Genomic DNA, 26,096 nt, shown 5'->3' on the forward strand with positions numbered 1-26,096 from the left:
TCACCGCAAGAAGCGACATGACTCCGACCGGCACCGTCTCCGCCCCTGCGTCCCGGATGCGCCACGCAATCTGGGCCGTTCCCCTCATCCCGCTGGTCCTGGGCGGCATGGGGTGGTGGTGGATGGACTCGGAGGCGGGGGCGGAGCCCCCCGGCGAGGACGCCGTGATGGAAGCGTCCTCGCCGTCCGCCATGTCCGCGCCCCGGAAGCCGGGCGGTGCCATGGATGCACCGCCGGCGGGGCCGCCGCCGGGGGTGGCCGCGCCAGCGCCGGCGCACGGTCCGGAGGAGGCGGAGCGCGACGCGCGGCGCGAGCTGTGGGAGCGGCGGCTGGCGCGCGCGAAGGAGACGTTGGCGGCGTACATGAAGGCGACGCGGTATCCGCCGGAGTCACGTCCCGCCAGCGAGCACCCGGACCAGATGGAGCTGGCGGAGCCGGAGCGCACGCACCCGCTGAACATGGACGGCTCCGACATCCAGCTCCGGCTGAAGCAGGACCGCGTCTTCGTTGTGGGCGATGAAGTGGTGCACTTCTTCGTCGGCTGCGAGGACGCGCGCCGCGTGCCCAGGCCCTGTCAGGTGGTGTCCGCCCTCGCGCACGAGGCCGAGCACATGCCCGGCGCGGGCGGCGTGCCGGCGGTGCCCCTCGTCTTCACGGATGACGGCGCCTCGGGTGATGCGCTCGCAGGGGACGGCACCTTCACCGGGCGCTTCCAACCGTCGAAGCAGGGCTTCCCCATCTACTCCGGCACGCTGCGCGTGGACGTGCAGGTGCGCTCGGGGAGCGCCGAGGGCGCCGCGTCCTTCGACATCATGTACACCCCGTCGCCGCCCGCGCTCTTCACCGGCGGGGTGCGCGAGGTGCTGTCGCCCGAGGGCTCACTTCAGCTCTACCTCGGGATTCAGGTCCAGAAGGCCGGACGGTACGTGGTGGCGGGCCGCGTGGATGACGAGAGCGGCATGCCCTTCGCGCACGTGTCCTTCAACGAGGAGCTGAAGCGCGGTGAGCAGGAGGTGAAGCTCACCATCGCCGGCAACCTGGTGCTGGACGAGGTGCCCACCTTCCCCCTGAAGCTGCGGGACGTGGAGGGCTTCCTGCTCAAGGAGCGGGGCGACCCGGACCGCGAGCTGATGACGAGCCTGCGCGGGTACGTGCACACCACGAAGGACTATCCCTTCGAGTCGTTCTCGCCCGCGGAGTGGCAGGGCGAGGAGCGGCAGCGCTACCTGGACGAGATGAACCGCGAGATCATCGAAATCCAGCGGTACATCGAGCAGGACGAGCCGCCCCCGCCGTGAGCACCTCAGCCCTGGGGCTCCTCGGGCGCCGGTGCTTCCGGGGCGCCGGGGTTCGCGTCCGGCGGCAGCTCCGGCTCCAGGGCCTCCGCGACCACCTCCACGCCCTGTGAGGCGAAGGCGGCGGCCACCGGCGCGCTGGCCGCCGCGGGGTTGGCGGAGATGGAGCCCAGCACACCCGCCACGGCGGCGTCGTCGAGCGTGGGCTCGTCCGGCGCCAGGGTGCCCAAATCCAGCGGGTCCGCGAGGAACGCGTCGGGCCCCGCGGGGCTGACGGCCGCGTCCAACGCCTGCCGCGCGGCGAACTGCTGGCCGTAGGTGGCCGCGTAGGCGCTGCCCAGCGCGAAGCCCGCGGGCGCGTCGTCCACGCGCGCGTCCCCGGCCGCGGCCGTCGCCAGGTCCGCCGGGACGGCGTCGATGCCCGCGGCCTCGGTCGCGAAGTTCACCGGTGCGTCGAAGCGGGTGGGCGCGAGCCCCGCCAGGCGGGCCGCTTCGGTGTCGGCGCGCGCCGCCGGGACGTCCTCGGCGCCAGCGCTGAAGAGGGCGTCCTCCGCGGCGCGCAGGCGCGGCGCCTCCTCGAAGAGGTCCTCGAGGCCCAGCTCCAACGCGGGCTCCAGGTCGGCCGCGGCGCCAGGGCCATCCAGCATGAACAGGACGTCCTCCGCCTCCACCGGCGTGGGCGCCATGGAGGTGTCCCGGTTCTGCAGCTCCCACGCGGCGGCGTCTGGCGACAGCAGGTCGCTGCCCATGTCCTGGGCGCCGGGGCCGCGGGAGGACGGCCGGTGCGCCGCGCCGCTCACGGACTCGCGAGGCGCGCCGAGCGAGGCGGGGAGCTGCGAGCCCAGGAGCTGCGAGTAGCGCGGCGGGGCCGACTCGAACGAGCTCTCTCCCGCGAACACGCGCAGGTGCTCGGGGGCCTCCGCGTCCACCTGCGCCCCGTCCAGGCCCGCGAGCTTCGGCGCGTGCGCGGTGAGCGACGTGTCCAGGTCATCCACCTCGGCCTGGAACTCGCTCTCATCGGCGAAGCCCCGCCGCACCGCGGGCACGGGTTGCAGCGGCTCGCGTGGGGCCAGCGGGGACACGGACTCCAGGTTCGTGTCGAGCCGGGCGCGGGAGATGGCGCTGGAGATGCTCGCGGTGATGCGGCGGATGGTCGACATCAGGGGCTCCCTGCGGCGCGCACTGCGGGCCGCATCGGAATTGTCGTCCCGTCACCGGAGAAGTTGCCAGGGGACGGGGCTGGCGGAGCGCTTCATGTCGTTGCAACAGCCGTCGCGCACCCTGACGGGAGCGTCCTGGCGGGCAGGCGCTTCCCACGGAGGGGCGGGGCGCGGGTGTGGGGTCACGACCCCACGTTCTGTGGGCTGTTGACGGATGGAGGGCACTTGCAGCGTCCGCAAGTGGACGGGTGAGGAGCGCTCGTCCACGGGGCGTGGCGGTCTCCCCCCAGGAATCCCCAGAACCGGAGTATCCGTTTCATGCGTCCGTCGGGGGAAGGACGCTGGCCTCCCGCTTGCTGGTGGGAGGCCCGAGGAGGCAGTCATGAGAATGGACAGCGCGGGACAGAGCCACATCGGTCGGCGACCGCACAACGAGGATGCATTCTGCGTCGCGCCGGAGCTGGGGCTGTTCGTGGTGGCGGACGGGCTGGGCGGACAAGAGGGGGGAGAGGTCGCCAGCCGGTGCGTCGTGGACACCTTCGTGGGCTTTGGCCTGCGGCTGGGGCAGGACCAGGATTCGACGTGGCCCACGGTGCCGGACCCTCGCCGCAGCCGTGAGGAGAACCTGCTGGCGGCGTGCTCGGCGCTGGCGCAGCGCAACCTCCAGGCGCAGCGCGTGGGCCGCCTGCGGGAGATGGCGTCCACCGTGGTGGCCCTGGCGGTGAGCGAGCACGGCGCGGCCGTGGCGCACGTGGGCGACAGCCGCCTGTACCGGCTGCGCGCCGGGAAGCTGGAGTCGCTGACGCGGGACCACTCCCTCATCGAGGAGCTGCGCGACGCCGGCATGGAGCCGCCGGGCGGCTCGGGCAACCTGCGGCACCTCATCACCCGCGCGCTGGGCACGGACAACGCGGAGCCCACCGTGCAGCGGCTGCAGGCGGAGCCGGGGGACGTGTTCCTGCTGTGTTCGGACGGCCTCTATGAGCCGCTGGGCACGGAGGGCCTGATGAAGCGCCTGACGTTGTCCTCCGCGCAGGAGGCCTGCGACGCGCTGGTCGCGGACGCCTACGAGGCGGGCGGCAAGGACAACATCACCGCGGTGGTGCTGCGCGTCGCGGAGGCGTGAGGCGCGTCAGAAGCCCACGCCGAAGGAGAGGCTGGCGGATGGCAGCCACGTGTCTCCGGGCTGGATGAGCTCGGGCGCATGCGGCAGCCACGCCAGGCTGAAGTTGAAGTCCCCCACCAGCTCGAAGCCCGCGGCCAGGGGGCGGAGGAAGCGCAGCCCGAGCCCTCCTTCGGGCCCCGTCGTCGCCACGCGGCGCTTGTCGGTGCCGGAGAACTGGAACCCCGGGTCATCGCGGCCCACCTGCGCCTCCGCGAAGCCTCCGGCGAGGAAGGGCTGGAAGGTGCCCCAGCGCTCCACCTCGAAGGAGGCCAGCCGCAGCTTCGCGCGGAAGTGCGCCACTTCGGGCTCCGGGTCTCCATGCAGGAAGCCACTGCCCGTGCCACAGCTCTCCACGGACAGGAAGGCCACGGGAGACAGCTCCAGGCACAGCTCCGGCCGGCCGTTGCCGTTCGCCGTGGAGCCGCCGACGCGCAGGTTGCCGAAGTTGCGCGTCGTGGGAGCGGGCTCGGCTTTCGCGCGGGCCTCCGTGGCGACATCCTCCGCGCGGAGCAGGCTGGGCGTGAAGGCGAGCAGGGCCAGGGCGGCTGGGACGCAGGGCGAGCGCATGGTTCGCACGCAACCGCGCCGCTTCCACCCCGGTCAATGCAACGCCAGGGCGGGTGTCCACGGACACGCGTGTTTCAAGCGCGCGGGACGTAGGTGCACGACATCGGTGTAGGTCTCGCTTTGTGTCATGCGAGACAGGTCGCCGGGTCATTCCTGCCACCTGTTGTTCCTCGCTCAACAGCAGGGCGTTGTCGCGGTAGGCTGGCCTTCCCCCCACTGGGTCCCCCCGCCCATGCCCTGGCCTTGCAGCGAATGACGCACAGCCTTGCCGCGCGCCTGACCGTCGCACTTTCCCTTGTCATCCTCTGCCTCTCCACGCTGAGCGTCGCGCTCACGGGCGTGTCGCTGCGGACGTGGTCGCACGAGACGCTCACGTCGCGACTGGCGCAGGACGAAGCCGCGTGGAGCCGCGTCCTGTCCCAGGAGTCGCGGGCGTTGACGGCCCTGGCGCGCGTCGCCGCGGCGGAGTCTCCCCTTCCAGCCGCGCTGGCGAGCGGCGCCGTCGCCGAGCAGCTCGAGCCCGCGCTGCGCGCGAAGCAGTCGCTGCTGGGCGTGGAGCTGCTCGGCGCCGTGGACCTCGCCGCGGGCTTGCGCGCGGGCACGCCGGGTGGCGCGTTGGCGGGGGTGGAGCGCCTGCTGAAGCAGCAGGGCGCGCAGGTCGTCCTGGTGGGCAACGTGCCGCATCTGGCCGTGGCGCAGCCGCTGACGCATGAGGGCCGCGCCGTGGGGCACCTGGTGCTGGGGCGGATTCTGGGTGAGCAGGAGCTCCAGGCGCTGCGCGACGAGCGCGGCGTGGAGGGGCTGCTGACCGTGGGGGAGACGTCGGTGGCGCACGCGCTGGGCGCCGTGCCGCCCGATGCCCTGCTCGCGGCGCTGGCGGGGAAGGGGCGGCCGGACATGGTGAAGGTGAACGGCGTGTCGCTGCGGCTGCGCCGGGTGGAGCTGGGGCCGGGCGTGGAGCTGCTGCTCACGCGGGACGGCGGGAAGGAAGCGGAGCAGTTCCGCGAGTCGATGCTGCTCGTGGTGCTGCTGGGCGTGATTGTCACGGTGGCGGCGGGGGCGGCCATCTTCCTGCTGGTGCGGCGGATGATGGAGCCGCTGCGCGAGCTGACCCGCGCCACCGCGCGCATGGTGTCGGAAGCGGACTTCCGGGGCGGGCTGGAGGTGCGCTCGAAGGACGAGATTGGCCAGTTGGCCAGCTCGTTCTCGGAGCTGATGTCGCAGCTCCGCGAGCTGTTGATGGCGCTGCGCCATTCGGCCGAGCAGCTCGAGACGGCGTCCACGCAGCTCACGGAGTCCGCGTCGGTGCAGAACGAGGCGGTGTCGCAGCAGGCGGTGGCGCTGCACGAGACGCAGATGGCGGCGCAGCAGCTCCAGGAGGCCTCACGCGCGGCGGCGCGGCGCGTGGAGGTCATCCTGCGCGAGGCGGACAAGGCCAGCGGCTTTGGCGAGGCGGGCGAGGCGGCGGTGTCCGGCAGCGTGGGCGGGCTCACGCACATCCGGTCGCACGTGGAGCAGATTGGCCGCACCGTCGCGGAGCTGAATCAGCGCACGCGGCAGGTGGGCGACATCACCCGGACGGTGAAGGACCTGGCGGACCAGTCCAACGTGCTGGCGCTCAACGCGTCCATTGAAGCGGCGCGCAGCGGGGACTCGGGGCGCTCCTTCTCCGTGGTGGCGCGGCAGATGCGCTCGCTGGCGGACCAGTCCGCGGGCGCGACGACACGCGTGCAGTCCATCCTGGGCGACATCGGCCGTGCCATCTCGCAGGCGGTGAGCACCAGCGAGGGCGGCGCGCGCGAGGTGGAAGGTGGCCTGGAGCAGGTGCGCGCGGCGGGTGAGAGCCTGCGCTCGCTGGCGGGCATCATCCAGAACAACGGCAAGACGGTGCGCAGCATCGCGGAGGCCGTGAGCCAGCAGGACGCCGGCATCGCGGAGCTCTTCGCCGCGCTCAGCTCCATGGCCGACCTGGCGGACCAGATTGTGGACCGCATGGCCGCGAGCGAGCAGTCCGCCATCCAGCTCTCCGCGGCCTCCGCCGAGCTGAGCGCCATCGTCGGGCGCTATCGCCTCTAAGGCGCGGAGCCGGCGGCGCTACCGGCCCGCCGCCCGCGCCTGCGCCGCCCCGCCGGTGGGCTTCGTCTGGCCCGAGCGGGCGTTGCCGCCGCCCGCGCTCACCCACCCGCCGGAGGCCGGCTCATCGGGCGTTGTCAGGTCGAAGGCGCGGATGCTCATGCGCTGCGTCCAGTCGTTGCTGGCATCCCAGTTGGTCCACGCCCCCAGCACCACGCGGCCCCGGTGCAGCGCGGGCGGGGTGATGTATGGCGCCTTGCCCGTCAGCGCGCACGCCGACAGCTCGCGTCCATCTGGCCCCAGCTCCCGCAGGAACGAACCGATGGCGGCGTCATCGCCGGTGCAGCCGTACTCGCCACACGGCTCATTCACGGGCCGGTCCACCAACAGCAGGGCGCCGCGCTGGGTGAGCAGCGGCGCCGTCGGCCAGGTGCCCACCGCCCGGTGCCAGCGCACCGCGCCGCTCTCGGGGTCCAGCCCATAGAGGAAGGTGCCCCCTGGATGTGCCGTGGTGGGGCAGCCGTCCGTGGCGCACCGCATGTCCGGCAGCACCAGCAGCTCGCCGGCCTGCAGCGCCGCGCGGCCGAAGGGCGAGCTGGAGCGGCCCAGCGAGTAATAGAAGGACTCGGCGGAGGCGGTGGCCAGCGTGGCGAGCGACGCGCCCGTGGCCGCGTCCACCAGCTCGGAGCGGCCCAGGAGCAGCGTCCCGCCGTCCACGGCCGTGGGCTCCACCACGCCCGTCCGCTCCGTCCTCCAGCGGAGCTGCCCATCCACCGTGTACGAGAAGAGCGCTGTCCGCTGCGCCAGGACGTCGGAGGCGCCCCCGTAGACGTTGCCCTCCGCGTCCACCACGAGCGGCGCGTGGACGGGCGGGACGGGCACCTTCCACGCCACCGCGCCCGTGTCCGCGCGCACCGCGACCAGCAGGTCCTCGGCGCCCACGTCTCCGAACGTGTCATGCACCAGCGCCACGAGGTAGGGCGGGCTGCGCACGAGCGACTCGATGCGCAGCGCGTGGTGCGCCGCCGGGTCCTCGTCCTTCACGGCGCCCAGAGAGACGCTCCAGCGCTCCTGGCCGGTGGCGATGTCCCGCGCGGAGAGCAGGGCGAGCCGGCCCGTCACGAAGAGCTGGTCCCCCTCCACGGTGTGGGCGGCCCAGGCGCCCGGGGGCGGAAGGTCGCGCCGGTAGCGCTCGGTGCCCTCCGGCGTGACGGAGACGAGCTGGCACGCGAGCAGGCTCGGGTCCTTGTCCACCCAATAGCTGCTCTCGCACTCCGTCCAGTAGGTGTTCCCGTCCGCGTCCATCAGCCCGCGGAAGTCCACCGTGCGGTTCCACGCCGCGTCATGGCTCCACGCGAGCCTCGCCGTGCCGTCCGGCCCGGAGCAGGCCGCGGACGTCTCCGGAGGTGGCACCCGCGAGTCTGTCGCGGGCACCTGGGGCGCGGGTGTCTCACCTCCAGGCGCGGGCGTCTGCGTCACATCCGCGGGTGTCCCGGCCATGGGCCCCGCGCTGTCCTCCACCGAGGAGGCACAGCCCACCCACAGACACGCGCCCAGCACCATGCTTCGCAGTCCACTCACGCCCGCCTCCCGATTGCTGGCCACCGCGCCGCTTGTCGCCGGGGTGGTCGCGCACAGTGGGGATGGGATTCCCGCTGCGCAACACACCCCGCCACGGGTGGCGGCCGGGCAGGCAGTCAGGCGGATTGGGAGTGAAGTCTCAGCCTGGCTCGCCGCCGTCGATGGCGTACGCCGTGCCGGTGATGCCGCCCGCCGCGTCCGACGCGAGGAAGAGGCACAGGGCGGCCACCTCCTCGGGGGTGATGATGCGGCCCATGGCGTTCATGGAGGCCAGGGCGTCACGCGCCTGCTCCACGCTGCGGCCCGTGGACGCGCTGATGGCCGACGTCGCCCCGGCGAACATGTCCGTCTCCACCCAGCCCGGGTTCACGATGTTCACCGTCACCTGCTTCTTCGCGTACTCCACCGCGAGCGCGCGCGTGAGGCCGAGCAGCGCGTGCTTGGACGCGCAATACGCGGACGTGTACTTCACGCCGCGCACCGCCGCCATGGAGCCGATGTTGATGACGCGGCCGCCGCCGGCCTGGGCCATGGCGGGCATCAGCTCGCGGCACAGGAGGAAGGGCGCCGTCACGTTGACGGCCATGACGCGGGCCAGGTCCTCGGTGCGCGTCTTCGTCAGGGGCGCGGAGACGGTGATGCCCGCGTTGTTCACGAGCGCGCGCGGAGGCCCCTCGGCGAGGATGCGCTGGCTGGCGGCGACGAGCGCGGCTTCGTCCGCCACGTCCACCGCGTGCGGCCGGATGCGCTCGCCGCCCTCCTGGCGGAGCGACTCCAGCGACTCCTTCGAGCGCGCCAGGGCCCACACGTCATGGCCCTCCTTCGCGAAGGCCAGCGCCACGGCGCGGCCAATGCCCCGGCTCGCGCCCGTTACCACCACCGTCTTGGAAGTCGTCGTCATGAGGGCAGCCTAGCGCCGCGCCCTCGCGCTGGCATCAAGACGTGCCCAGTCCTCCTGGCGCCGGCGCGGAGACCGTGGGCGAGGGTGCGTCGAGGCGGATGCGCTCGCCCAGGCGCTCCAGGCCCTGTCCCGCGCGTGCGCGGGCGTGGACCTGGGGGTAGTCCGCGAACGCGGTGCCGAGCCAGCGGTCCAGCATCGGGGTGAAGAGCCCGTAGTGCCCCTGGTAGCGGGCGTGGTGCATGGCGTGGAAGGTGGTGGTGAAGAAGAGGCGCCCGGCCCACGAGGACACGAAGCGTTCGGGCACCCACTCCGTGTTGCCGTGGGCCAGCACGTTCAGCGAGTAGTTGGTGAGGATGTAGAGGACCAGGCCCGCCTGGGTGATGGGCATGAAGTGCCCGGCCACGGTGACGAGCATGAAGGCGCCGCCCAGCAGGACGACCCGCTCCGCGACGGAGAAGGACAGCGAGGTGATGGGGTTCGTCACCTGCGCCACGTGGTGCTGGGCGTGAATCCAGTACAACGCGCGCGTGTGCATCAGCCGGTGCGTGACGTAGAACCACGCCTCGAACATCACGAACATCCACGCGAACGTCAGCAGCGTCGCCGTCCAACGGAAGGGCGCGAAGCGCTCGTCGTGGAAGGCCCGGAACGCGCTGATGAGCAGCGCGTCGCACCCGATGACGATGAGGGCGGCGCGCACCTCGCTGCGAAGCTGTCCCTTGCCGAACGCGCGCCGGTACACGCGCAGCCGCGCGGCGGACTTCAGGTGCGTCAGCTTCCAGCCGGCCCACAGGATGACCGCCTTGAGCCCGCCGGAGACGACGAACACGACGGGAAGCAGCTTCAGGAATCCCTGCACCACGTGGCACCTCCAGGGCGGGCCGGCCAGGGGGGACACCACATCAGCTTCCGCCACGCCGGGGAAGGCGTCGCGGTGGGGCTGGGACACGACGCCACCCTCCCCGCGCCCGTGGGGGAGGGGAGGGTGGGAAAAGCGTCAGCGTCGCGGACGCTCAGCCGTTCTGGGGCTCGTCGCCGTGGGCCGGCGTCGGCTCCGTGGTGGAGGCCTCGCCCTCGGCGGGCGGCTCGGACGCGGGGGCCTCGCCCTCGCCCTCGGGCTCGTCGGGCAGCTCGGGCGCGGTGCCCGCGGCCTCGGCGGCCTGCTGCGCCTTGAGCTCCTCGTCGTTCATGAAGCCGACGGGGTTGTCCTTGCGGTTGAGGAAGCGCACCGACTTCTTCGACAGCGCGAACATCTGCTCCGCCGCCGCCGCGGGCACCAGCGAGTGCTCGATTTGCGCGGGCTCGGGCCGCTCCACCACGCCGAGCTCGCCCTCCTCGAGCTGCTTCGCCTGCGCCGGGCTCAGCTCCAGCCGGCGCAGCTTGCCCTTGCGGGTCATGAAGTAGAACGCCGTCTCGCCCGCCTCGACCGGCACCTGGGAGCCGAGCACCAGCTCGCGCAGGGCCCGGTCCAGCTCCACCTGGCGCTTGGACTCGGCGCGCTGGTAGGCCTTGGAGCCTGGCATGGGGGGCAGCTTCGGGATGGCCCGCTCCGGAGCGGCGGCCGGGCGCCCCTGCTGGGGGCCTCCGCCGTGCCGGGGCGCACCGCCGAAGCCACCGGGACGGCCACCGCCCTCCCGACGGCCCGCGTCACGGGGGCCCCCGGGACGGCCGCCGCCCTCGGCTCGGGGCGGGCCCCCTTGTGTCCGGTTGTCGTCACGGCGGGGGGGAGGACGGTTGCCGCCTGAACGGCCGCCCTCCTGAGGGCCAGAGCGCCGGGCTTCCGCCTGGCTGGCCTTCGTCTCCACCTTCTTGGCCTGGTCCTCGGTGACGAGGCCCGCCTTCAATAGCTTGTCGCGCAGGTTCTGCATGAGTTGGGCGTTCTATCCCTTGCACGGCCGCACGCAAGCCACTGCTTGCCGCTCGTGTATGCCCCACGTAACTTGCCGGCCCTGTCGTACCCTCCCGGAGGAGTCGTGAGCCGTCTGAAGAAGTCCGCCTTCACCCTTGCCGTGGCGCTGGCCGCCGCGGGCTGCTCGGACCCGGTCGACAAGGCGGCCAAGGCACGCATCTTCTCGCCCGAGGACCCGCCCAAGGCGGTGGCGTCCGCGAAGGAGACGCTGCCCCCCGAGGACGTCGCGGACAACCCCCGGGTGGCCCGCCGCATCCTGGGCATGGACGCCGCCGAGGTGACCGAGCGCCTGGGGCCGCACCGCTACCAGGCGACGCTGGGGTACGAGTGGACCTCCGAGGCCTCCATCCCCGTGAAGCTCACCGAGACACGCACCTTCCGCGCCGGCCCGGGCGGGGTCGGCGGGGACTTCCACGGCGTGCTGGAGAACTCCCGGGACCAGGGCCTGGAGGTGATGCGGGTGGGTGGGCAGGTGTTCGCCCGCAACCGGTATGGCCCCTTCCGGCAGCGCCTGCGCGACCGCGGCATGGCCGAGCGCACCCGCGCGGAGCTCACGGGCGCCATCCGCGACTTCGACAGCCTCTTCCAGGGCCGCATCAAGCTGACGCCCGAGGGCACCGTCACCCACGAGGGCCGCACGGCCTGGCGCTACGTCGTGACGCTCGCGCCGGCCGGGCAGGCGGACACGTCCCGGCCCCTGCCGCCCATGCCGCAGCCCAAGAAGGGCGGCGCGGACGAGACGACGGTCCGCCGGGCCAACTTCTTCGCCCACCGCCTGCCGCGCTCGCTGGACGGCGAGGTGCTGGTGGACGCCGCCACCTCCGTGGTGCTCAAGGCCCGGCTGGACGGGCGCATGGGCGTGCCCGGGGACAAGACGCCCGAGGCCGCCGAGCTGCGCCTGACGCTGGAGGCCGCCCTCTCCGAGGTGGGGACGGACCCCCGGCTCCAGCCGCCCGAGGACTTCCTGCCGGACGCGGACAAGCCCCAGGGCATCGCCGACGCGCTCGACACCTTCGGCATCCAGCGCAAGAAGGCGGGGGAGTCGGACTCGGAGTCCTCCGGGGCGGCCCCGGAGCCCGAGGACGAAGAGGGCACCTGAGCCCCGCACCTGGGCGCCCCCCAGCGGGCGCCGTTTCCCGGTGAACGGCTGTCCGGGACTCCGGGGTCATCCCGGACGGGGAGGAGGGGTCGGCGCTACATCCTGGCAGCGGGATGTTGGAAGAAAATTTGCGCTGACCCTTGCGTCCTCTAGAATCCTCGACGGTTGCGGCCCGGACGCGTCTGACATGCTCGGATGTTCAGCGGGGCTTCACAGCAAGGGAGCGGCGATGGAGCGCAAGGTCGGAAGTAGCACGGTGACGGCCAAGGAGGTCAAGGCGGCGTTGGAGAAGACGCGCACGCTGTCGGCCGAAGAGGAGAAGGTTCTGCGCATGCGCCACGGTGCGGGCGCTTCCAGCACCCGTGCACCGCTGCCCCGTGCCGCTGGTGACAACCAGGAGCTGGGCGACGAGCTGCTCCTCATCGAGATGCAGCTCATGAAGGCGATGCGCGCTCGCGCGGGTGGCAAGCCCGTGGCCACCGCCAGCAGCAAGCCCGTCGCGGCCACGCGCGCGCGGGATGCCGCCGCCAATCCGACCAAGGACAAGATTGTCCGGGCGCTCCGCAAGAAGAAGTAGTCGTCTCGCGGGTGTCCCCTACCGGTTGAGGATGGCCACGAGGCGCTCCCCGGCCTCGGGCAACGCCAACGGCGTGCCCGACGTCTCCGTGGCCAGTCCTTCCGCGTCGTCACTGCCCCCACGCGCGTACAGCCCCTTCAACCAGGCGGCGGCCGCGGGGTTCCTCCAATAGTCCTCGTTGAACCGCTCCGTGAGGCGCGCGGTGAGCTGGGTCTCCAGGGCCCAGGACCGCAGGTAGTGCGCCACGTAGAGCTGCGGGTCCACGTCGTGGAGGAAGAAGCCGGGGTGCGGCTCGACGAAGAGCGCATGGCGCTGCCCGTCGGCGTATTCGTCCGCGCGGTCGGCGGAGGCGCCCCGTCGCGTCAGGGACAGCTCGTAGGACAGCTTCGCCGCGTGACGCCGCAGCAGCGTGAGGGCCTGGAATGCGGCCAGCCGCGCCGCGTCCTTCGCGGCCATGGTGGGCAGGCCCAGGTAGCGCTTGAGCCAGTCGGGCGACAGCAGCAGCCGCTCGAAGACGGCGGCGTGGGCCTCCGTCACGGCGGCGTCCCCCAGCCGGCGCAGCTCCACGGGCAGCGTGTCGGAGACGTGGGCGCGGTGCTGCGCGTGGCCCAGCTCGTGGAGGAGGCTGGCCAGGCCGTCCAGGCCGCCGCGGGGCTGGAGCACCAGGCGGATGTCGTCCGGCACGCGCACCACGGCGACGAAGGGGCGCGGTGACTTGCCGGGCCGCGCCTCATCGTCGATGCGGATGCGGCCCCCGGCGTTGGGCGTCAGGCCCCACTCACCCAGCCAGCGCACCACGGCGGGGAAGGCGTCCTCGCGCCGGAAGAAGCCGTCCATCCACGGCGCCTGGAGCGCGGCCTGCAAGTCGTGGCGGCGGGCCTCTCCGCCGGGCAGCGGGCGCAGCAGCGGGTCCACCTTCTTGAGGACGTAGGCGAGCACGTCGCGGTAGGCGTCCTCCGTGCGCGCGAGCATCGTCGAGGCGGACTCGGCCAGCTTCGCGAAGTCGATGCCGGTGACGTCCTGGCGCAGCGTGGGGTAGTCCTTCGCGCCCAGTTGCTCCGCGGCGTGCAGGGCCGCTTCGCGGCGGTCGCCGTAGCGGGTGCGGTGCTGCCAGAGGAACTCGCCGGTGGCGCGCTCCAGCAGGGCGCGGCGGCCGCGAGCGGGCTCGTGGGGGATGCGGCCCAGCGCCTCGCCGAAGGCGTACGCCTGGTCATCCACCGTCAGCTTCGCCTGGGCCTCCAGCGTGGCGATGGCGTCCACGTGGCGGGCGGCGAGCGCGTCCTCGACGTGCGAGGCCACCAGCTCACGCACCCGCTGGATGCGGCGGACGAGGAGTGGGTCGTCCTTGGCGCGGGCCTTGGCGAGCGCCTCGTTGGCGGCGGCGAAGGTGTCCGGAGACGACAGCTCGGGGAAGGAGGCGAGGAGTTGGGAGGGCTGAACCTCCAGCGCGAGCCCGGCGCCTTGCCGGTAGTGCACCGTGGCGAGCTCGGCGAGGAAGTCGTCCAGCCGCGTACGGACGGAGTGCAGGGGACGGTCCATGGGGGCGCGGAAGGTAACAGGAAGCGGGCGGCGCGAAAGGGCGATGCGCGCGTAGAGTGCCGCCGCATGGTGCGTCCTGAAGGACGAGCAAGAGGAGCACGTCCATGCTCCACCAGACCGGCGGGTGAAAGTCCCGTCCGGGTAGACACCGGAGTGCCCGGTAGCAGGCCCCAGCCGACCGCCGAGAGGCGGCAGGCCACAGCGGGGCGTCAAAAGCCTCCATTCGGGAGGGAGCAAGAGCGCGGGCCGCAACATCAAGTGAAGCCTGCCGCCTCGACAGATACACAATGGGAGCGCCGAGCCGAGCATGTCGCGGCGAAGGCCAGGTCCGCTGCGGACGAGTCCGGATGGGAAGCAGCGGGGCTCCCCGGGGTATGGGGCGTGGCACGTGCTCAAGGTCTGGTGGGGAACAGGAGAGACCCGTCTGCGCGGCCGTCGTCGCGGCAGGGCCCCGCGTATAAGCCGAAGGTGAAAGCGTGGGGAGCGCAGCGGGAGTCCGAGGGGGCCGTAGTACCGGCGAGGGGCGTGCAAGACAACGCGCCCGGAGGGAAGGGCCCCTGCTTGGGTGGTGCTTGGGCGGGAGGTAAGAGCGAGGGCATGAGCCGCCAAGAAGGCTCCAATCCCCCCGGTGGGCCAGAGTCCACCGACAAAGTTCGACAACTCCAGCGCAAGCTCTTCGTGGCAGCCAAGCGGTGCCGGGAGCGCCGTTTCCATGCGCTGTATGACCGAGTCCACCGGAGTGACGTCCTGTGGGAAGCATGGCAGCGGGTCCGACGCAACAAGGGCGCTGCCGGCGTGGATTCAGTCACGCTGGCGGCGGTGGAGCAGTACGGCGCACAGCGGCTGGTGCAGGAGCTGGGCGAGGTACTGCGAGCAGGAACCTACAAACCGCCCGCGGTGCTCAGGCGGTTCATTCCCAAGGCGGACGGGAAACTCAGGCCGCTGGGCATTCCGACGGTGCAGGACCGTATCGTGCAGATGGCGGTGAAGCTGGTGCTGGAGCCTGTCTTCGAGGCGGATTTTCTTCCGTCGTCGTATGGCTTCCGGCCACGTCGAAGCGCGGTGCAGGCCCTGGAGCGCATCCGGGAGGCAGTCAATGCCGGGTGTCACCACGTGCTCGACGCGGACATCCGCGACTACTTCGGCAGCATCGACCATGAGCTGCTGATGGAGCGGGTGGAGCGGCGGGTGTCGGACCGGAGGGTGCTCAAGCTGCTGAGGCAGTGGCTGAGTGCGGGAGTGGTGGAGGAGGGCCGGTACTCCGAGACGGTCTCGGGGACACCGCAGGGGGGAGTGATTTCCCCGCTGCTCTCCAACATCTACCTGCACTTCTTCGACAGCGTGTGGCAGCGGCAGTGCGCGCAGGTGGGCGAGCTGGTGCGCTACGCGGATGACTTCGTGGTGCTGTGCAAAGGCCGCGAAGCTGCCGAGGAGGCCGAACGAAGGGTGCGCATCATCTTCGGGAGGCTGAAGCTGCAACTGCACCCGGAGAAGACGCGGCGAGTGGAACTCACCGAGGGCAAGGAAGGCTTCGACTTTCTGGGCTGTCACCTGCACAAGCGCATGTCGGGCAAGCTGTGGCAGCAGCGGGGAGTGCGCCGCTACTACCTCCAGCGGTGGCCGTCAGCGCGGAGCATGAAGCGGGTGAGGGCTCGGGTGAAGGAGCTGACGAGCCGACAGCGGCACGGGGTGAAGGATGTCCGAGAAATCATCGGCGGCCTGAACCCGGTGTTGCGAGGATGGGGCAACTACTTCCGCACCGGGAACGCGGCCCGAAAGTTCAATCAACTCGACTCCTACGTCTTCCGGCGGCTGCACCAGTTCATGGTGAAACGCAGAGGCAGGAAGCTGCGGGCCGGCCAGGCGGACGCATGGAATCGAGCGTGGTTCTGGGAAAGAGGCCTGCACCGGTTGCATGGGACGATTCGCTACCCGAAACCGTGCATGCTGCACGACAACACTCTCGTTAAGCCGTATGCGGGAAAACCGCACGTACGGTTTGAAAGGAGGAGGGTGGAAACGGGCCGCTGACGGTACCGCGCCACCCCTCTACCAATGACATCTGTGCCGGAGACAGGGATGGGCGGCGGCTCGCCGGGGGCACTCGGGCGACGCGGGGCCGTCCGCCCGGTGGGCGTGGCACCGAGCGAGGTGACGGCATGAAGCGCCGGACGTTCCGGGTGGAAGGCGGGCTGGTGGGGAAGGTCGTGGCCCAGGCGGTGGCCACGGAGCTGGGACTGCCAGAGGCCCGGGCGCGGGGCCTGGTGGACGTGGGCGCCGTGTACGTGGCGGGCAAGCGCAGCCGCGACGCGAGCGCGCGGCTGGCGGCGGGGCAGGTGGTGACGGTGGTGCTGGAGGAGGGCGGACAGAGCCCGCTGGCCGCGCCGCCTCCCGCGCCGGAGCTGCCCGTGCTGTACGAAGACGCGGACGTCATCGCGGTGGACAAACCGGCGGGCGTGTCCGCGCAGCCCACCGAGGGGCGCGTGGGGGACAGCCTGGTGGACCTGGTGGGCGCGAAGCTCGGCCGCGCGGCGGGGCTGGTGCACCGCCTGGACCGGGAGACCTCCGGGGTGACGGTGTTCGGGAAGACGGCGGAGGCCACGTCGGCGCTGGCGGCCGAGTTCCGCGAAGGGCGCGCGCGCAAGCGCTACGTCGCGGCCACGGGGCCGGGCCTGCCGCCGTCGGGGACGGTGGACCTGCCGCTGTCCAAGGACCCGTCCCGTCCCGGGCGCTGGCGGGCGACCCGCGCGGCCAACGGCGTTCCCGCGCTGACGGACTTCCACACGCTGTTCGCGGGGCCCGCGTTCTGCGTCGTCGAGCTGTTGCCGCGCACCGGCCGCACGCACCAGCTCCGCGCGCACCTGACGGCGCTGGGCGCCCCGATTCTGGGGGACGCGCGTTACGGCGGCGCGGCCAGGGCGCAAGGCGTGGAGGCCGCGCGGTGCCTGTTGCATGCCCAGGCCCTGGAGCTGGGACATCCGCGCACCGGCGAGGCGCTGCGCATCGAGGCGCCGGTGCCGGAGGACTTGATGCGCTTCTTCCTCGCCGCGGGCGTCGAGCCGCCCCAGGGGGCCATTCGCGGCGCGGGCTCCGGGCCGGGGTGAGGCGCTACGCCGCGCAGGTGAAGTCGCGGCCCTCCACCCAGCCCCAGCCGATGAGGTCCTCGCGAATCTCCGCGCGGGCCCAGCGCACGCCCACGCAGACCAGCAGGTGTCCGTCCCCCGGCGCGCCGAGCTCCTGGGGCGAGATGACCGGGATGCCGTGGATGTGCGTGCCCACCTTGCGCGGGTGGACCTCCACGTAGCGCCGCACGCGGGCGCCCTCCTGGTGGAGGAAGGCCGTCAGCAGCTTGCCGCTCGGGCCCGCGCCCCACACCGTGCAGGGGCGCCCGTCCGCGAGGGGGCCTCGGCCTCGCGTCAGGTAGCGCGCCTTCATCCACATGAAGCGCTTGAGCGCGTAGCGCGGGTCGGTGCGCGTCATCCGGCCGTCGCTGTCGCGCCAGCGCAGCAGGACTTCGGGGAGGTTGCGCAGGGCGAAGCCCTGGTCCAGCAGCTCCAGCCACAGCGCGTAGTCCTCCGGGAAGTCGCCGTCCCGCCAGCCTCCCGCCGCGATGACGGCGTCGCGGCGGAGACAGACGGAGGGATGGCACAGCGGGCTTTCGATGAAGCGCTCCCGGTCGAGCTGCTCGGCGGTGGTCAGGCCGTTGAGCCAGGTCGCATAGGCCTGGAGCGAAGGGCTCACGGGCTGGTCATCGCGGAACAGCTCCACGGCGGTGCCCACGCCGGCCAGCGCGGGTTCCGCCTCCAGCGCGTCGAGGCTGGCCTCCAGCCGCCGGGGCAGGGCTTCGTCGTCCGCGTCCATCCGGGCGACATAGGGAGAGGTCGCCTGGCCGAGCGCCAGGTTCAAGGCCGCCACCAACCCCTGTCCCCGGCCGTCAAGGACTTCCACGCGGGCGTCGCTCGCGGCGAGGTCCGTGAGCACCCGACGCGTACCGTCGGTGGAGCCATCATCCACGGTGAGCACCCGGATGTCGCGGACGGTGCCCGTCAAGAGGCTGCGGACGGCGCGCGCCACGGTGGCTTCGGCGTTTCGAGCGGGGAGAAGGACAGTAACAGCCGGAACGGGCATCGTTGTGTGTAGACTGCCGCACCCATGGGTGGCGTGAGAAACGGCAAGAGCGCCGGCACGCCGGAACCCGCAGCGGTCCGACAGGAGGCGCTGCAGTCCGGCGCGTCCGACGTCAAGCCCGCGGAGGCTGTCAATGACGTGGTGAACCGGCACCTCCGGTCCGCGGCCCGGCTGCTGCGTGAGGGGGCCGCCGCGCGCGCGTTCGGTGAGCTCGCGCGCGCCAGCCGGACCCTGCCCATGACGCCGCGACTGGCGGCCGGGATTGTGCGCATGGCGCTGCTCGCCGGCACGGAAGCGGCGGCCATCACCCTGCTCGAGGTGTCGCCATCGGTGGTCTCCAGCCGGCGCGCGGTCCGGCGTCAGCTCGCGCGGGTGCTGCGGCGGGTGGACCAGCTCCCGCGTGCCGCCGCCGCGCTCGAGGCCCTCCTGGTGGAATGGCCCGAGGACCGGGGCGCTCGCCGCGTGCTTCAAATCCTGCGTGCGCGCATCGCGGGAACGGCTTCGCCCGGCGACCGTCCGAGCGCCGCGCCAGAGGGCGGAGGCGAAGCGGGGGTGTTGGCGAAACGCCCGGCCCGGAAGGATGGCGTCCAGGACGCGGTGTCCTGGGACGATGACGGCATCTACCTCATCGAGACGGTGGTGGGCCCGCCGCTCGCCGCGAGGCCGCCGCCTGGGGCGACTTCCACGGCAGGGACGGCGCAGGCGCGTTCACGGTCCTCGTCGTCGGAGCTTCCCCTGGTGGGTGGGGCGGGGCCTGCTATCGCGTCACCTGGGCGTGAGGCGGGAGCTCGGGTGGAGGCTCCCGCCGGTTCGGAACGGCTTGGGGCTGTGTCGAACGGGGCGGCGGTGCCTTCGTCGGAGCGCTCGCATGTCGAGTCGCCCGCCGCCGAGATTCGGCCCTCCGAGGGGAACACCGAACCCGTTCCCGGCGCGCCTGCTGTCAGCGCTCGCACGGGCGGAGCGGAGCTGCCCGAGGCAGCGCCAACTGTGGCCGCGCCGCCTGCTGAAGCGCTCAAGACGGTATTGGAGCTGCCCGCGGTGGAGCCGTCCGCGGTGGGGCTTTCCCCCCGTGCATCCGCTCCCGAGGCACCCAGGACCCTGGTGGAGCTGCCAGCGGTGGTCGCGCAGCCGCCGTCGCTGGCCTTCGAGGCGCGCAAGACGGAAGTGGAGATGCCCGCGCTGGGCGCGGACGCATCGCCTCCAGCTTCCGGCGCGGTGAAGACGTTCGTTCCCGGGCGGGCCCCACTGTCGGTGCCGTGGGCAGACGCTTCGGATGACGACGCCGGCGCGCCCGCTCCGCCAGTGCGAGACGCCCCGCCAGCGCCGCGTCGCGAGGCAGCGACCTTCGACGACTTCAGAGCGGACGAAGTCACCTCGGAAGCGCAGCCGTTTCACTCGACGGACGCCGTTTCAGGGCAGGCACCGCGCCCTCAGGCTCCAGCCGCATCGCAGGGTCCCCGGCGCAAGACGCCTGTTTCGTCGGAGGTGCTGCCACCTCCAGCCACGCCCAGGGGCGCACCCGAGCCGGACGCTCGCGCGGGCACCATGGAGGTGTCGCTGGCGGAGCTGGAGGCCGCGCTGGCCGCGGCTTCCGGTGACGCACCGAACGCGCGCCAGGCCGCCGCCGCCAGCCCGGGCGCGGGCGCGGAAGACGCCGAGGAGCTGACCCGTTCGCAGAAGGTGGAGGCGCAGCTCATCGCTCGCCGTGCCTGGGCCGAGCTGGCGCAGCTCTACCTGAAGCGCGCCGACCAGGCGAAGGATGCCGCCCTTCGCGCGGATGCGTTGGCCCGCCTCGCGGAGGTGATGGAGAACGAGCTCCACGACCCCGCGGGCGCCGCGCGCATGTACCGGGAAATCGTCGCGCTGACGGGAGACCGGGCCGCGCTGCGAGACCAGGTGCGCCTGCTCGCCGCGCGAGGCGATGCCTCCATCGTGCGTCGTGCGCTCGATGAGGCCATCCGGCGGGCGCCCACGGCCCGTGCTCGCGCGGGAGCCCTGCTCACGCGAGGAGAGCGCTGGCTCCACCTGGGCGAGCTCAAGAAGGCTCGCGCCGATTTCGAGGCCGCGGAGTCCCTGGCGCCTGGGCTGCTTTCGGTGCTCGCGGGGCTGCTCCGCTGTGTGTCGGACAGGGAGCGCCCCGCCATCGCGGAGCGGCTTCGCGTCGCGCTGGCGGCGGCCCCGCGCCGTGCGCCAGACCGCGTGGAGGCGCTGCGCGTCCTGGCCCAGGTGGCGGAGGAGTCGCTGGGCGACTTGCGGCTCGCGCAGTGGGCCTGGAGCGAGGTGCTCGCGGAGAGCCCCGACAGCGAGCAGGCCCGCGTGCAGCTCACGACGCTGACGCGACAGCTCGGGGATACGACGGTGCTCAGCCGGCTGCTGCGTGCGCAGCTCGCCCGCGAGTCCCGGGGGCCCGCCGCGCGTCAGGCCCGCTTGGAGCTGGTCACCACGTTGGACGCCCAGGGCGACGCCGAGGCCGCGCTCGAAGAGCTGCGTCAGGCCGTCCGCTATGAGCCGGGCCACAAGGAAGCGTGGCTGCTGCTCGTGGACCGTCTCCTCGCACGCGAGCGCCTGGGCGAGGCGGCGTGGGCCTTGGAGCACGCGGCCACCGCCACGGAGGACGAGGAGGAGCGGGAGCGCACCTGGGACCGGCTCGCGCGTCTATGGCGCGAGGTGATGGGCAATCCCGAGCGCGCGCAGGTCTATGCCCGCCGTGCGGAGGGACTCCGTCAGGCGCGAGCGGAGCGCGAAGTCCCGCCCCCCGAGCCCCCACGCTCCGCGACGCCCCGCCGTGAGCCCAGCGGTCCTCGCGCGCCGCTCATCCCCGCGCCTCCCGTGCTGACGCAGGCGTCCGCGAACGTCGCGAGCCTGGCCAATGAGGAGACGTCCACCACGGACATGGGCGTTGCGCCGGCCGCGACCGAAGGCGTGGACGCGGGCGGTGGCGCTCTCCCGAACGCCGCGTCGGCGCCGGGCCACCCAGCATCACCCGGACATGCCGCTTCGAGGCGGAGGCGCAAGCGAGGCGCGCGTTCCGACAGTGCGTCCCCGTCACAAGCCGGTGCGGAGGCCCAGGCCGAGCGTGCCGCCACGGCCGCCCGAGGGGACGGGCGCGCCACGGCATCACCCGCGCGTGTCGCCCCGGCTCCGGCCGAGGCGCCTGAGGCGCCACAGGGCAGGGGCGCGGCACGCACCGCGGACGTCTCCGCTGCGCCTCAGCCCAAGGGCGAGGCACGCGTCACCGCATTCGCCGGGCAAGGCGACCCGCGTGCCCCCGTGGAAGGGGGCGCCGCATCGCACGCCAAGGCCGAGGGCCGCAATCCGCCTTCGTCTCCGGGCAACACCACGGCCCCAGCCCCCCGTGCTCCCGTCGAGAGCTTTCCCGCTCCGTCCTCCAAGGCCGCGGGCCGCAATCCACCTTCGTCTCCCGGGAACGCCCCGGCGCCCCGCGCTCCGGCGGAGCCGCGGGAAGCCGCCCTCTCCAAGGTCCAGGCCGCACCGAAGCCCTCCGGCTCCTCCCGCGGAGACAAAGCCGCGCAGCGCCCCGCCGAGGCAGCGCCTGCTCCCGCCGCGCGCGACGCCGACGTGCGCGGGCGCCGTACGCGCGCCACGGACCTCATGACGGGCGAACTCATCGAGCTTGGTGACGCGCCCGTCCCGGAGACCCGCGTCATCTCCTGGGAAGCGCCCCCTGGCCGGATGGACCCCGTGCGCCGGGTCGTCCGCGCGCGCCCGGAGGGCACCGTCTCCGCGCCGGCGCCAGGGCGCACGTTCATCGCGAAGCCGCCCGCGTCGCCCGAGCCCGCCCGTCCCGTCGCCGGCGTCATGGAGACGCGCGAGGTCCCCGCGCCCGCCTATCCGGCGTCGCCCGACACCGAGCCCGACGCCTTCCGGCACATCCGTGAACGTCCACTGGACGCGCAGCCATACCGCCTGCTCGCCGAGTACTTCGACCAGCGTGGAGACCCGGCGCGCGCCTCGCTCATGCGCGAAATCGCGGACGCGCTCGACGGGCTCGAAACCCCCGCGCCCAAGGGCCAGCGCCCGCCGCTGACCTCCGATGAGCGCGCCGGCCTGCGTCACCCCGGCCTGCGCACGCCCTCTGGTGAGCTGCTGGCCTGCACCGGCATCGCGCTCTGCCGCCTGTTCCCCGCGGAGGGCCGCGCCGCCGGCTCCTCGGAGCTGCTGCGCGCCACCGCGGGCCCCTGCGCGCCCGCCGTGCTGGACGCGCTCCACACCGCGGCGCGGATGCTGGACGTCCACCTGCCCGAGCTCGTGCTCGCGGAGGATGACGGCCCGCCCTTCACCGCCGTGCACGCGGGCCACCCGCGCCTCCTCGTGGGACGCGCCCTGCTGCGAGAGCCCATGCCGCTCCCGGAGCTGCGCTTCCACGCGGGCCGGGCCTTGCTGTCCCTCTCACCGGACCTGCTCGCGCTCCGGGCCCTCAAGGGCGGCCAGCTCTTCCGGGCCCTGGCGCTGCTGACCACCGTGCTGAAGGACCCGCGCGCTGCCGGAGCCGAGGCCCGCGTGGTGCGCGAGTCCCTGTCGCCGCGCGCCCTGGAGCGCGCCCTGGCCCTGCTGGAGCCCGGCACCCAGAACTTCAAGGCCTCCGCGCTCGCCGACGCCGCGCGGGACTCCGCCAACCGCGCGGGACTGGTGGCGTGCGGCGGTATCGGCCCCGCGCTGACCGTGCTGCGCGCCCGCCGGGGCAACGAGGCGGAGCTGGTGGAACTGCTGCGCTTCGCCGCGTCGGAGCGCTACCTGCCGCTCCGGGCGCCGCGCTGACTCAGTTCATGTTCATCTTGATGGTGAGCGCCAGCATGCGCCCCTTCGGTCCGCCCAGGTCGTGGCGGTAGCCGAAGTCCAGCCCGCCGCCACCCTCGGACATGTAGCCGAGCCCCGCGCTCACCTGCGACGTGCGCGTGAAGCCGTCGTAGGAGTAGCCCGCGCGCACCGGGAACATCTGCCCCAGGATGTACTCCAGGCCGCCGTGGTACGTGAACGTCGTGGTGTCGTTCGTCGTGAAGTCCGCGCGCACGTCGCCGGCCAGCGTCAGCAGCCCCGTCATCACCCCGATGTGCGCCGAGTAATAGCGCGTCAGCTCGTCGTTGTCGGTGTCCACCAGGTTGTGCGCGGAGAAGCCCGCCATCAGCGCCTGCGACAGCCGGAGCATGATGCCCGCGTCGCCGGTGACGGAGTTGGCGAACCGCGACTGGCCGCTCATGCGCAGATAGCGCACCGTGGCGCCCAGCATGAGCGACTGGCTGATGGGGAGTCCCACCCCCAGCGAGCTGAGGTGGGCGCTGGCCCGCGCGCCGCCGCGCCCCACGCTCACCCAGTGGTAGTCCATCCCCATCCCCAGGCGGCTCGTGGCCGCGTCGATGACGGACACCCCCAGCAGCCCTTCCTTCCGATGCGAGTCCCACGCGCCGGTGCCTTCCATCCGGTAGGAGGGGTAGAGGACCATCGCGGCGGGATTGCCCATCATCGCGTCCACGCCCAGGCCCAGGGCCCGGTAGGCGCCGCCCATGCCATAGGCGCGGGCGCTCATCACATCCCGAAGGTCCTCGGCGGGCTGCGCCAGAGCGGTAGTGGACACACAAAGGGCAATCAGCACCAGGGCGCGGAGCAACATGACAAGTCCATCCTATCCGGCTTGATGGGGTCAGGGGCCATCAATAGATTCCCAGCCCTCATGGCCTCCAAAACCCCGAAGGTAGAGCCCCTCATCCGCAAGTGTGTCATCCCGGCAGCCGGCCTGGGCACGCGGTTCCTGCCGGCGACCAAGGCGGTTCCCAAGGAGATGCTGCCTATCGTCGATACGCCGACGCTCCAGTACATCGTGGAAGAGGCGGTCTCCGCGGGCATCGAGGACGTCGTCCTCATCAACGGCCGCGGCAAGGGCGCCATCGAGGACCACTTCGACATCGGCTTCGAAATCGAGACCACGCTGCGTGCGCGCGGCAAGGAGGCGGAGGCCGACAGGCTGCGCGCCATCGCGGACCTGGTGCGCGTGGTCAGCATCCGCCAGAAGGAGCCCAAGGGCCTGGGCCACGCGGTGCTGTGCGCCAAGAGCGTCATCGGCGACGAGCCCTTCGGCGTGCTGCTGGGCGACGACATGATTGACGCCGAGGAGCCGGGAATCCGTCAGCTCGCTCGCGTGTACCGCCAGTACAACCAGGCGGTCATCGCGCTGATGGAAGTGCCGGACAACGAGACGCACATGTACGGCATCGCCGCGGGCACGGACCTGGGCGACGGCGTGATGCGCATCGACCGCATCGTGGAGAAGCCGAAGAAGGGCACCGCGCCCTCCAACCTCGCCGTCATCGGCCGCTACGTGCTGCCGCCGGACATCTTCCCCATCCTGGAGAACCAGACGCCGGGGGTGGGCGGCGAAATCCAGCTCACCGACGGCCTGGCCACCCTCCAGCAGTCCAAGGGGCTGCTGGGCTACCGCTTCAAGGGCCAGCGCTATGACGCGGGCGACAAGGTGGGGTACCTGAAGGCCAACATCGCCTATGCGCTCAAGCGCCCGGACCTGCGGGACGGGCTGCTTGCCTACCTGCGTGAAGTCGTGAAGACGGAGAAGCCGTGAAGCGCACCGTTGCACTCCTCGCTGTCCTGGTCTCCTTCGCCGCGGCCGCCTACGTGCTGCCCGGCAGTTCCATCATCCGCCGGATGGCGGCGGAGCGCGCCGAGCTGAGGCTGTCCACGCTGCGCGTGGAAGGCTCCCTCAGCTTCGGAGGTCCGGCCGTGAAGGAGGCCGGCGCCGCGCTGGGGACCCCCACGGACCGCCCGGAGGTGCAGGGTGACGGCGTGCTGTCCATCCGCGTTCCCGGCCGCTGCCGCTTCGAGGCCTCCGCGCCCGGCGGCAGCGCCACGTCCACCGTCATCCAGTCGGGGGGGCGCCGCCGCGCGCAGGGCACCGAGATTCCCGCCATGTCGGTGCTCGTCGCGCAGGTGTGCCCGCTGCTCGCCACGGGCAGCGGCAACGTGCAGGACCAGAAGGAGGCGGTGCTCCGTCACCTCCAGGGCCTGGGCATCGAGACGGGCCGCACGGGGCTGGCGCGCCTGGGCGGCGAGGTGACCTACGTCCTCGGTGAGATGGCCGAGGGCCGTCCGCAGTTCTGGGTCTACAAGGACTCCTTCCGCCCGGCCCGGCTGCGCTACACGGACGCGTCCGGGACGGCCTGGGATGTCCGTTTCCTGGACTACAACTCGCCCGCCACGGGGGAGTGGATGCCCCGCACCATCGAGGTGTGGCGCGGCGGCCAGCGCAGCCTGCGCTTCACCGCCCTGAAGGGTGACAACCGGGCCAGCGTGCCTGACTCGCTCTTCACCCTGTAGCGGGAGTCCAGCCCGGCACTTCCTGAATTCCTTGCGGCGTCGGCGGCGGCCATGAAGAGTCTGGCCCCGCCTGGCCGGGACTCCCCCCGGCCCGCCACGAAGAGGAATGTCCCATGAAGGTGTACGGCCTCCCGATGAGCACTGCCACGCGCATGGTCCTCGCCGCGTTGGCGGAGAAGGGCCAGGCGGCGGAGCTCGTCTCCGTCGACCTCACGAAGGGGGAGCACAAGGCCTCCGCGCACGTGGAGCGCCACCCCTTCGGCGTCATCCCCGTGTTCGAGGACGATGACGGCTTCCGGCTCTACGAGTCGCGCGCCATCATCCGCTATCTGGACCGCAAGCTGCCCGGGGCCTCGCTGACGCCGTCCGACGTGCACGCGTACGCGCGCATGGAGCAGTTCATCAGCGTGGAGCAGAGCTACTTCTCGCCCGCCGCGATGAAGGTCATCTGGGAGCGCCTCTTCAAGAAGTTCCTGGGCGGCGGTGCTCCGGACGAGGCGCGCATCCAGGAGGGCCTGGAGGGCGTCGAGCGTGTCTTCGGCATCATCGAGCCCGTGCTGGGCAGGCAGCAGTACCTGGCGGGAGACAGCTTCTCGCTCGCCGAGCTGACGTGGATGCCCTACATGGAGTTCTTCGTCGCCGCGGGCGGCGCGGAGCTGGTCGCCCGGCACCCGAACGTGGCCGCCTGGTGGGAGCGCGTCCGCAGCCGCCCTTCGTGGAAGCAGGTCACCGGGAGCTGAGGCCTGGCTCGCCCTCCT

The 26,096-nt window shown here is 72.5% G+C and carries 20 protein-coding genes; 11 read left to right on the top strand and 9 right to left on the bottom strand.

Annotated elements, in window-relative coordinates; translation table 11 throughout:
- Window positions 1–17 precede the first annotated feature (17 nt).
- The gene (locus MYMAC_RS07085) at window positions 18–1,298 is read left to right on the top strand and encodes a choice-of-anchor X domain-containing protein (protein ID WP_095957519.1); all 1,281 of its coding nucleotides are present in this window, start codon (window positions 18–20) and stop codon (window positions 1,296–1,298) included.
- Between the two features lie 5 nt (window positions 1,299–1,303).
- Here MYMAC_RS07085 and MYMAC_RS07090 read toward each other — a convergent pair whose 3' ends face one another.
- The gene (locus MYMAC_RS07090; protein ID WP_095957520.1) at window positions 1,304–2,455 is read right to left on the bottom strand and encodes a hypothetical protein; all 1,152 of its coding nucleotides are present in this window, start codon (window positions 2,453–2,455) and stop codon (window positions 1,304–1,306) included.
- 382 nt (window positions 2,456–2,837) lie between these two features.
- On the opposite strand from MYMAC_RS07090, the gene MYMAC_RS07095 reads away from it, so the two are divergent.
- On the top strand, window positions 2,838–3,581 hold the full coding sequence (locus tag MYMAC_RS07095) for a PP2C family protein-serine/threonine phosphatase (RefSeq protein WP_043709014.1): 744 nt from the start codon (window positions 2,838–2,840) through the stop codon (window positions 3,579–3,581).
- Window positions 3,582–3,587: 6 nt separating this feature from the next.
- Here the strand turns inward: MYMAC_RS07095 and MYMAC_RS07100 are convergent, their stop codons facing one another.
- Entirely contained in the window at window positions 3,588–4,187 is a 600-nt protein-coding gene (locus tag MYMAC_RS07100; RefSeq protein WP_095957521.1) for a hypothetical protein, read from the bottom strand.
- Between the two features lie 252 nt (window positions 4,188–4,439).
- Here MYMAC_RS07100 and MYMAC_RS07105 point away from each other — a divergent pair, with 252 nt between their 5' ends.
- Window positions 4,440–6,263 (top strand): methyl-accepting chemotaxis protein, encoded by a 1,824-nt coding sequence (locus tag MYMAC_RS07105; protein ID WP_095957522.1) that lies wholly within the window; start codon window positions 4,440–4,442, stop codon window positions 6,261–6,263.
- 18 nt (window positions 6,264–6,281) lie between these two features.
- On the opposite strand, the gene MYMAC_RS07110 is transcribed toward MYMAC_RS07105, so the two are convergent.
- From MYMAC_RS07110 to MYMAC_RS07125, 4 genes are all read right to left on the bottom strand, one after another.
- Complete coding sequence (locus tag MYMAC_RS07110; RefSeq protein ID WP_239989391.1) at window positions 6,282–7,841, bottom strand: outer membrane protein assembly factor BamB family protein; 1,560 nt, start codon at window positions 7,839–7,841, stop codon at window positions 6,282–6,284.
- A 139-nt stretch (window positions 7,842–7,980) separates the two neighbouring features.
- The gene (locus MYMAC_RS07115) at window positions 7,981–8,742 is read right to left on the bottom strand and encodes an SDR family NAD(P)-dependent oxidoreductase (protein WP_095957524.1); all 762 of its coding nucleotides are present in this window, start codon (window positions 8,740–8,742) and stop codon (window positions 7,981–7,983) included.
- Window positions 8,743–8,776: 34 nt separating this feature from the next.
- The gene (locus MYMAC_RS07120) at window positions 8,777–9,604 is read right to left on the bottom strand and encodes a sterol desaturase family protein (protein WP_095961504.1); all 828 of its coding nucleotides are present in this window, start codon (window positions 9,602–9,604) and stop codon (window positions 8,777–8,779) included.
- A gap of 151 nt (window positions 9,605–9,755) precedes the next feature.
- Window positions 9,756–10,610 carry a DUF2058 family protein gene (locus MYMAC_RS07125; protein WP_095957525.1) on the bottom strand — a complete coding sequence of 285 codons (855 nt, stop codon included), beginning with the start codon at window positions 10,608–10,610 and terminating at the stop codon, window positions 9,756–9,758.
- Window positions 10,611–10,715: 105 nt separating this feature from the next.
- Here MYMAC_RS07125 and MYMAC_RS07130 point away from each other — a divergent pair, with 105 nt between their 5' ends.
- The gene (locus MYMAC_RS07130; protein WP_013935433.1) at window positions 10,716–11,750 is read left to right on the top strand and encodes a hypothetical protein; all 1,035 of its coding nucleotides are present in this window, start codon (window positions 10,716–10,718) and stop codon (window positions 11,748–11,750) included.
- A 229-nt stretch (window positions 11,751–11,979) separates the two neighbouring features.
- On the top strand, window positions 11,980–12,327 hold the full coding sequence (locus MYMAC_RS07135; protein WP_013935432.1) for a hypothetical protein: 348 nt from the start codon (window positions 11,980–11,982) through the stop codon (window positions 12,325–12,327).
- Between the two features lie 18 nt (window positions 12,328–12,345).
- On the opposite strand, the gene MYMAC_RS07140 is transcribed toward MYMAC_RS07135, so the two are convergent.
- Complete coding sequence (locus MYMAC_RS07140) at window positions 12,346–13,866, bottom strand: gluzincin family metallopeptidase (protein ID WP_095957526.1); 1,521 nt, start codon at window positions 13,864–13,866, stop codon at window positions 12,346–12,348.
- Window positions 13,867–14,463: 597 nt separating this feature from the next.
- Here MYMAC_RS07140 and ltrA point away from each other — a divergent pair.
- Both ltrA and MYMAC_RS07150 read left to right on the top strand, forming a co-directional pair.
- On the top strand, window positions 14,464–15,897 hold the full coding sequence (ltrA, locus tag MYMAC_RS07145) for a group II intron reverse transcriptase/maturase (RefSeq protein ID WP_095957527.1): 1,434 nt from the start codon (window positions 14,464–14,466) through the stop codon (window positions 15,895–15,897).
- 128 nt (window positions 15,898–16,025) lie between these two features.
- Complete coding sequence (locus MYMAC_RS07150; protein ID WP_095957528.1) at window positions 16,026–16,970, top strand: RluA family pseudouridine synthase; 945 nt, start codon at window positions 16,026–16,028, stop codon at window positions 16,968–16,970.
- A 4-nt stretch (window positions 16,971–16,974) separates the two neighbouring features.
- On the opposite strand, the gene MYMAC_RS07155 is transcribed toward MYMAC_RS07150, so the two are convergent.
- The gene (locus MYMAC_RS07155; RefSeq protein WP_095957529.1) at window positions 16,975–17,994 is read right to left on the bottom strand and encodes a glycosyltransferase; all 1,020 of its coding nucleotides are present in this window, start codon (window positions 17,992–17,994) and stop codon (window positions 16,975–16,977) included.
- Window positions 17,995–18,018: 24 nt separating this feature from the next.
- On the opposite strand from MYMAC_RS07155, the gene MYMAC_RS07160 reads away from it, so the two are divergent.
- Window positions 18,019–22,773 (top strand): hypothetical protein, encoded by a 4,755-nt coding sequence (locus MYMAC_RS07160; RefSeq protein ID WP_095957530.1) that lies wholly within the window; start codon window positions 18,019–18,021, stop codon window positions 22,771–22,773.
- Window position 22,774: 1 nt separating this feature from the next.
- Here the strand turns inward: MYMAC_RS07160 and MYMAC_RS07165 are convergent, their stop codons facing one another.
- Window positions 22,775–23,623: a PorV/PorQ family protein gene (locus MYMAC_RS07165; protein WP_095957531.1), complete on the bottom strand. Its 849-nt coding sequence runs from the start codon at window positions 23,621–23,623 to the stop codon at window positions 22,775–22,777.
- A gap of 60 nt (window positions 23,624–23,683) precedes the next feature.
- Between MYMAC_RS07165 and galU the strand changes: the two genes are divergently transcribed.
- The 3 genes from galU (at window position 23,684) to MYMAC_RS07180 (ending at window position 26,078) form a co-directional block, all read left to right on the top strand.
- Window positions 23,684–24,586, top strand: a complete 903-nt coding sequence (gene galU / locus MYMAC_RS07170) for a UTP--glucose-1-phosphate uridylyltransferase GalU (protein WP_013935426.1) — start codon at window positions 23,684–23,686, stop codon at window positions 24,584–24,586.
- Window positions 24,583–25,338, top strand: a complete 756-nt coding sequence (locus tag MYMAC_RS07175) for a LolA-like protein (protein ID WP_095957532.1) — start codon at window positions 24,583–24,585, stop codon at window positions 25,336–25,338. The genes galU and MYMAC_RS07175 overlap by 4 nt, the downstream gene beginning before the upstream one ends.
- Before the next feature lie 113 nt (window positions 25,339–25,451).
- Window positions 25,452–26,078 (top strand): glutathione S-transferase family protein, encoded by a 627-nt coding sequence (locus tag MYMAC_RS07180; RefSeq protein WP_013935424.1) that lies wholly within the window; start codon window positions 25,452–25,454, stop codon window positions 26,076–26,078.
- Window positions 26,079–26,096 lie beyond the last annotated feature (18 nt).

This window comes from Corallococcus macrosporus DSM 14697, assembly GCF_002305895.1.
Lineage (GTDB): Bacteria > Myxococcota > Myxococcia > Myxococcales > Myxococcaceae > Myxococcus > Myxococcus macrosporus.

Coding starts and splice junctions, on each gene's coding strand:
- MYMAC_RS07085 (WP_095957519.1), top strand. CDS start 18: ATGACTCCGACCGGCACCGTCTCCGCCCCTGCGTCCCGGATGCGCCAC.
- MYMAC_RS07090 (WP_095957520.1), bottom strand. CDS start 2,455: ATGTCGACCATCCGCCGCATCACCGCGAGCATCTCCAGCGCCATCTCC.
- MYMAC_RS07095 (WP_043709014.1), top strand. CDS start 2,838: ATGAGAATGGACAGCGCGGGACAGAGCCACATCGGTCGGCGACCGCAC.
- MYMAC_RS07100 (WP_095957521.1), bottom strand. CDS start 4,187: ATGCGCTCGCCCTGCGTCCCAGCCGCCCTGGCCCTGCTCGCCTTCACG.
- MYMAC_RS07105 (WP_095957522.1), top strand. CDS start 4,440: ATGACGCACAGCCTTGCCGCGCGCCTGACCGTCGCACTTTCCCTTGTC.
- MYMAC_RS07115 (WP_095957524.1), bottom strand. CDS start 8,742: ATGACGACGACTTCCAAGACGGTGGTGGTAACGGGCGCGAGCCGGGGC.
- MYMAC_RS07125 (WP_095957525.1), bottom strand. CDS start 10,610: ATGCAGAACCTGCGCGACAAGCTATTGAAGGCGGGCCTCGTCACCGAG.
- MYMAC_RS07135 (WP_013935432.1), top strand. CDS start 11,980: ATGGAGCGCAAGGTCGGAAGTAGCACGGTGACGGCCAAGGAGGTCAAG.
- MYMAC_RS07140 (WP_095957526.1), bottom strand. CDS start 13,866: ATGGACCGTCCCCTGCACTCCGTCCGTACGCGGCTGGACGACTTCCTC.
- ltrA (WP_095957527.1), top strand. CDS start 14,464: ATGAGCCGCCAAGAAGGCTCCAATCCCCCCGGTGGGCCAGAGTCCACC.
- MYMAC_RS07150 (WP_095957528.1), top strand. CDS start 16,026: ATGAAGCGCCGGACGTTCCGGGTGGAAGGCGGGCTGGTGGGGAAGGTC.
- MYMAC_RS07155 (WP_095957529.1), bottom strand. CDS start 17,994: ATGCCCGTTCCGGCTGTTACTGTCCTTCTCCCCGCTCGAAACGCCGAA.
- MYMAC_RS07160 (WP_095957530.1), top strand. CDS start 18,019: ATGGGTGGCGTGAGAAACGGCAAGAGCGCCGGCACGCCGGAACCCGCA.
- MYMAC_RS07165 (WP_095957531.1), bottom strand. CDS start 23,623: ATGTTGCTCCGCGCCCTGGTGCTGATTGCCCTTTGTGTGTCCACTACC.
- galU (WP_013935426.1), top strand. CDS start 23,684: ATGGCCTCCAAAACCCCGAAGGTAGAGCCCCTCATCCGCAAGTGTGTC.
- MYMAC_RS07180 (WP_013935424.1), top strand. CDS start 25,452: ATGAAGGTGTACGGCCTCCCGATGAGCACTGCCACGCGCATGGTCCTC.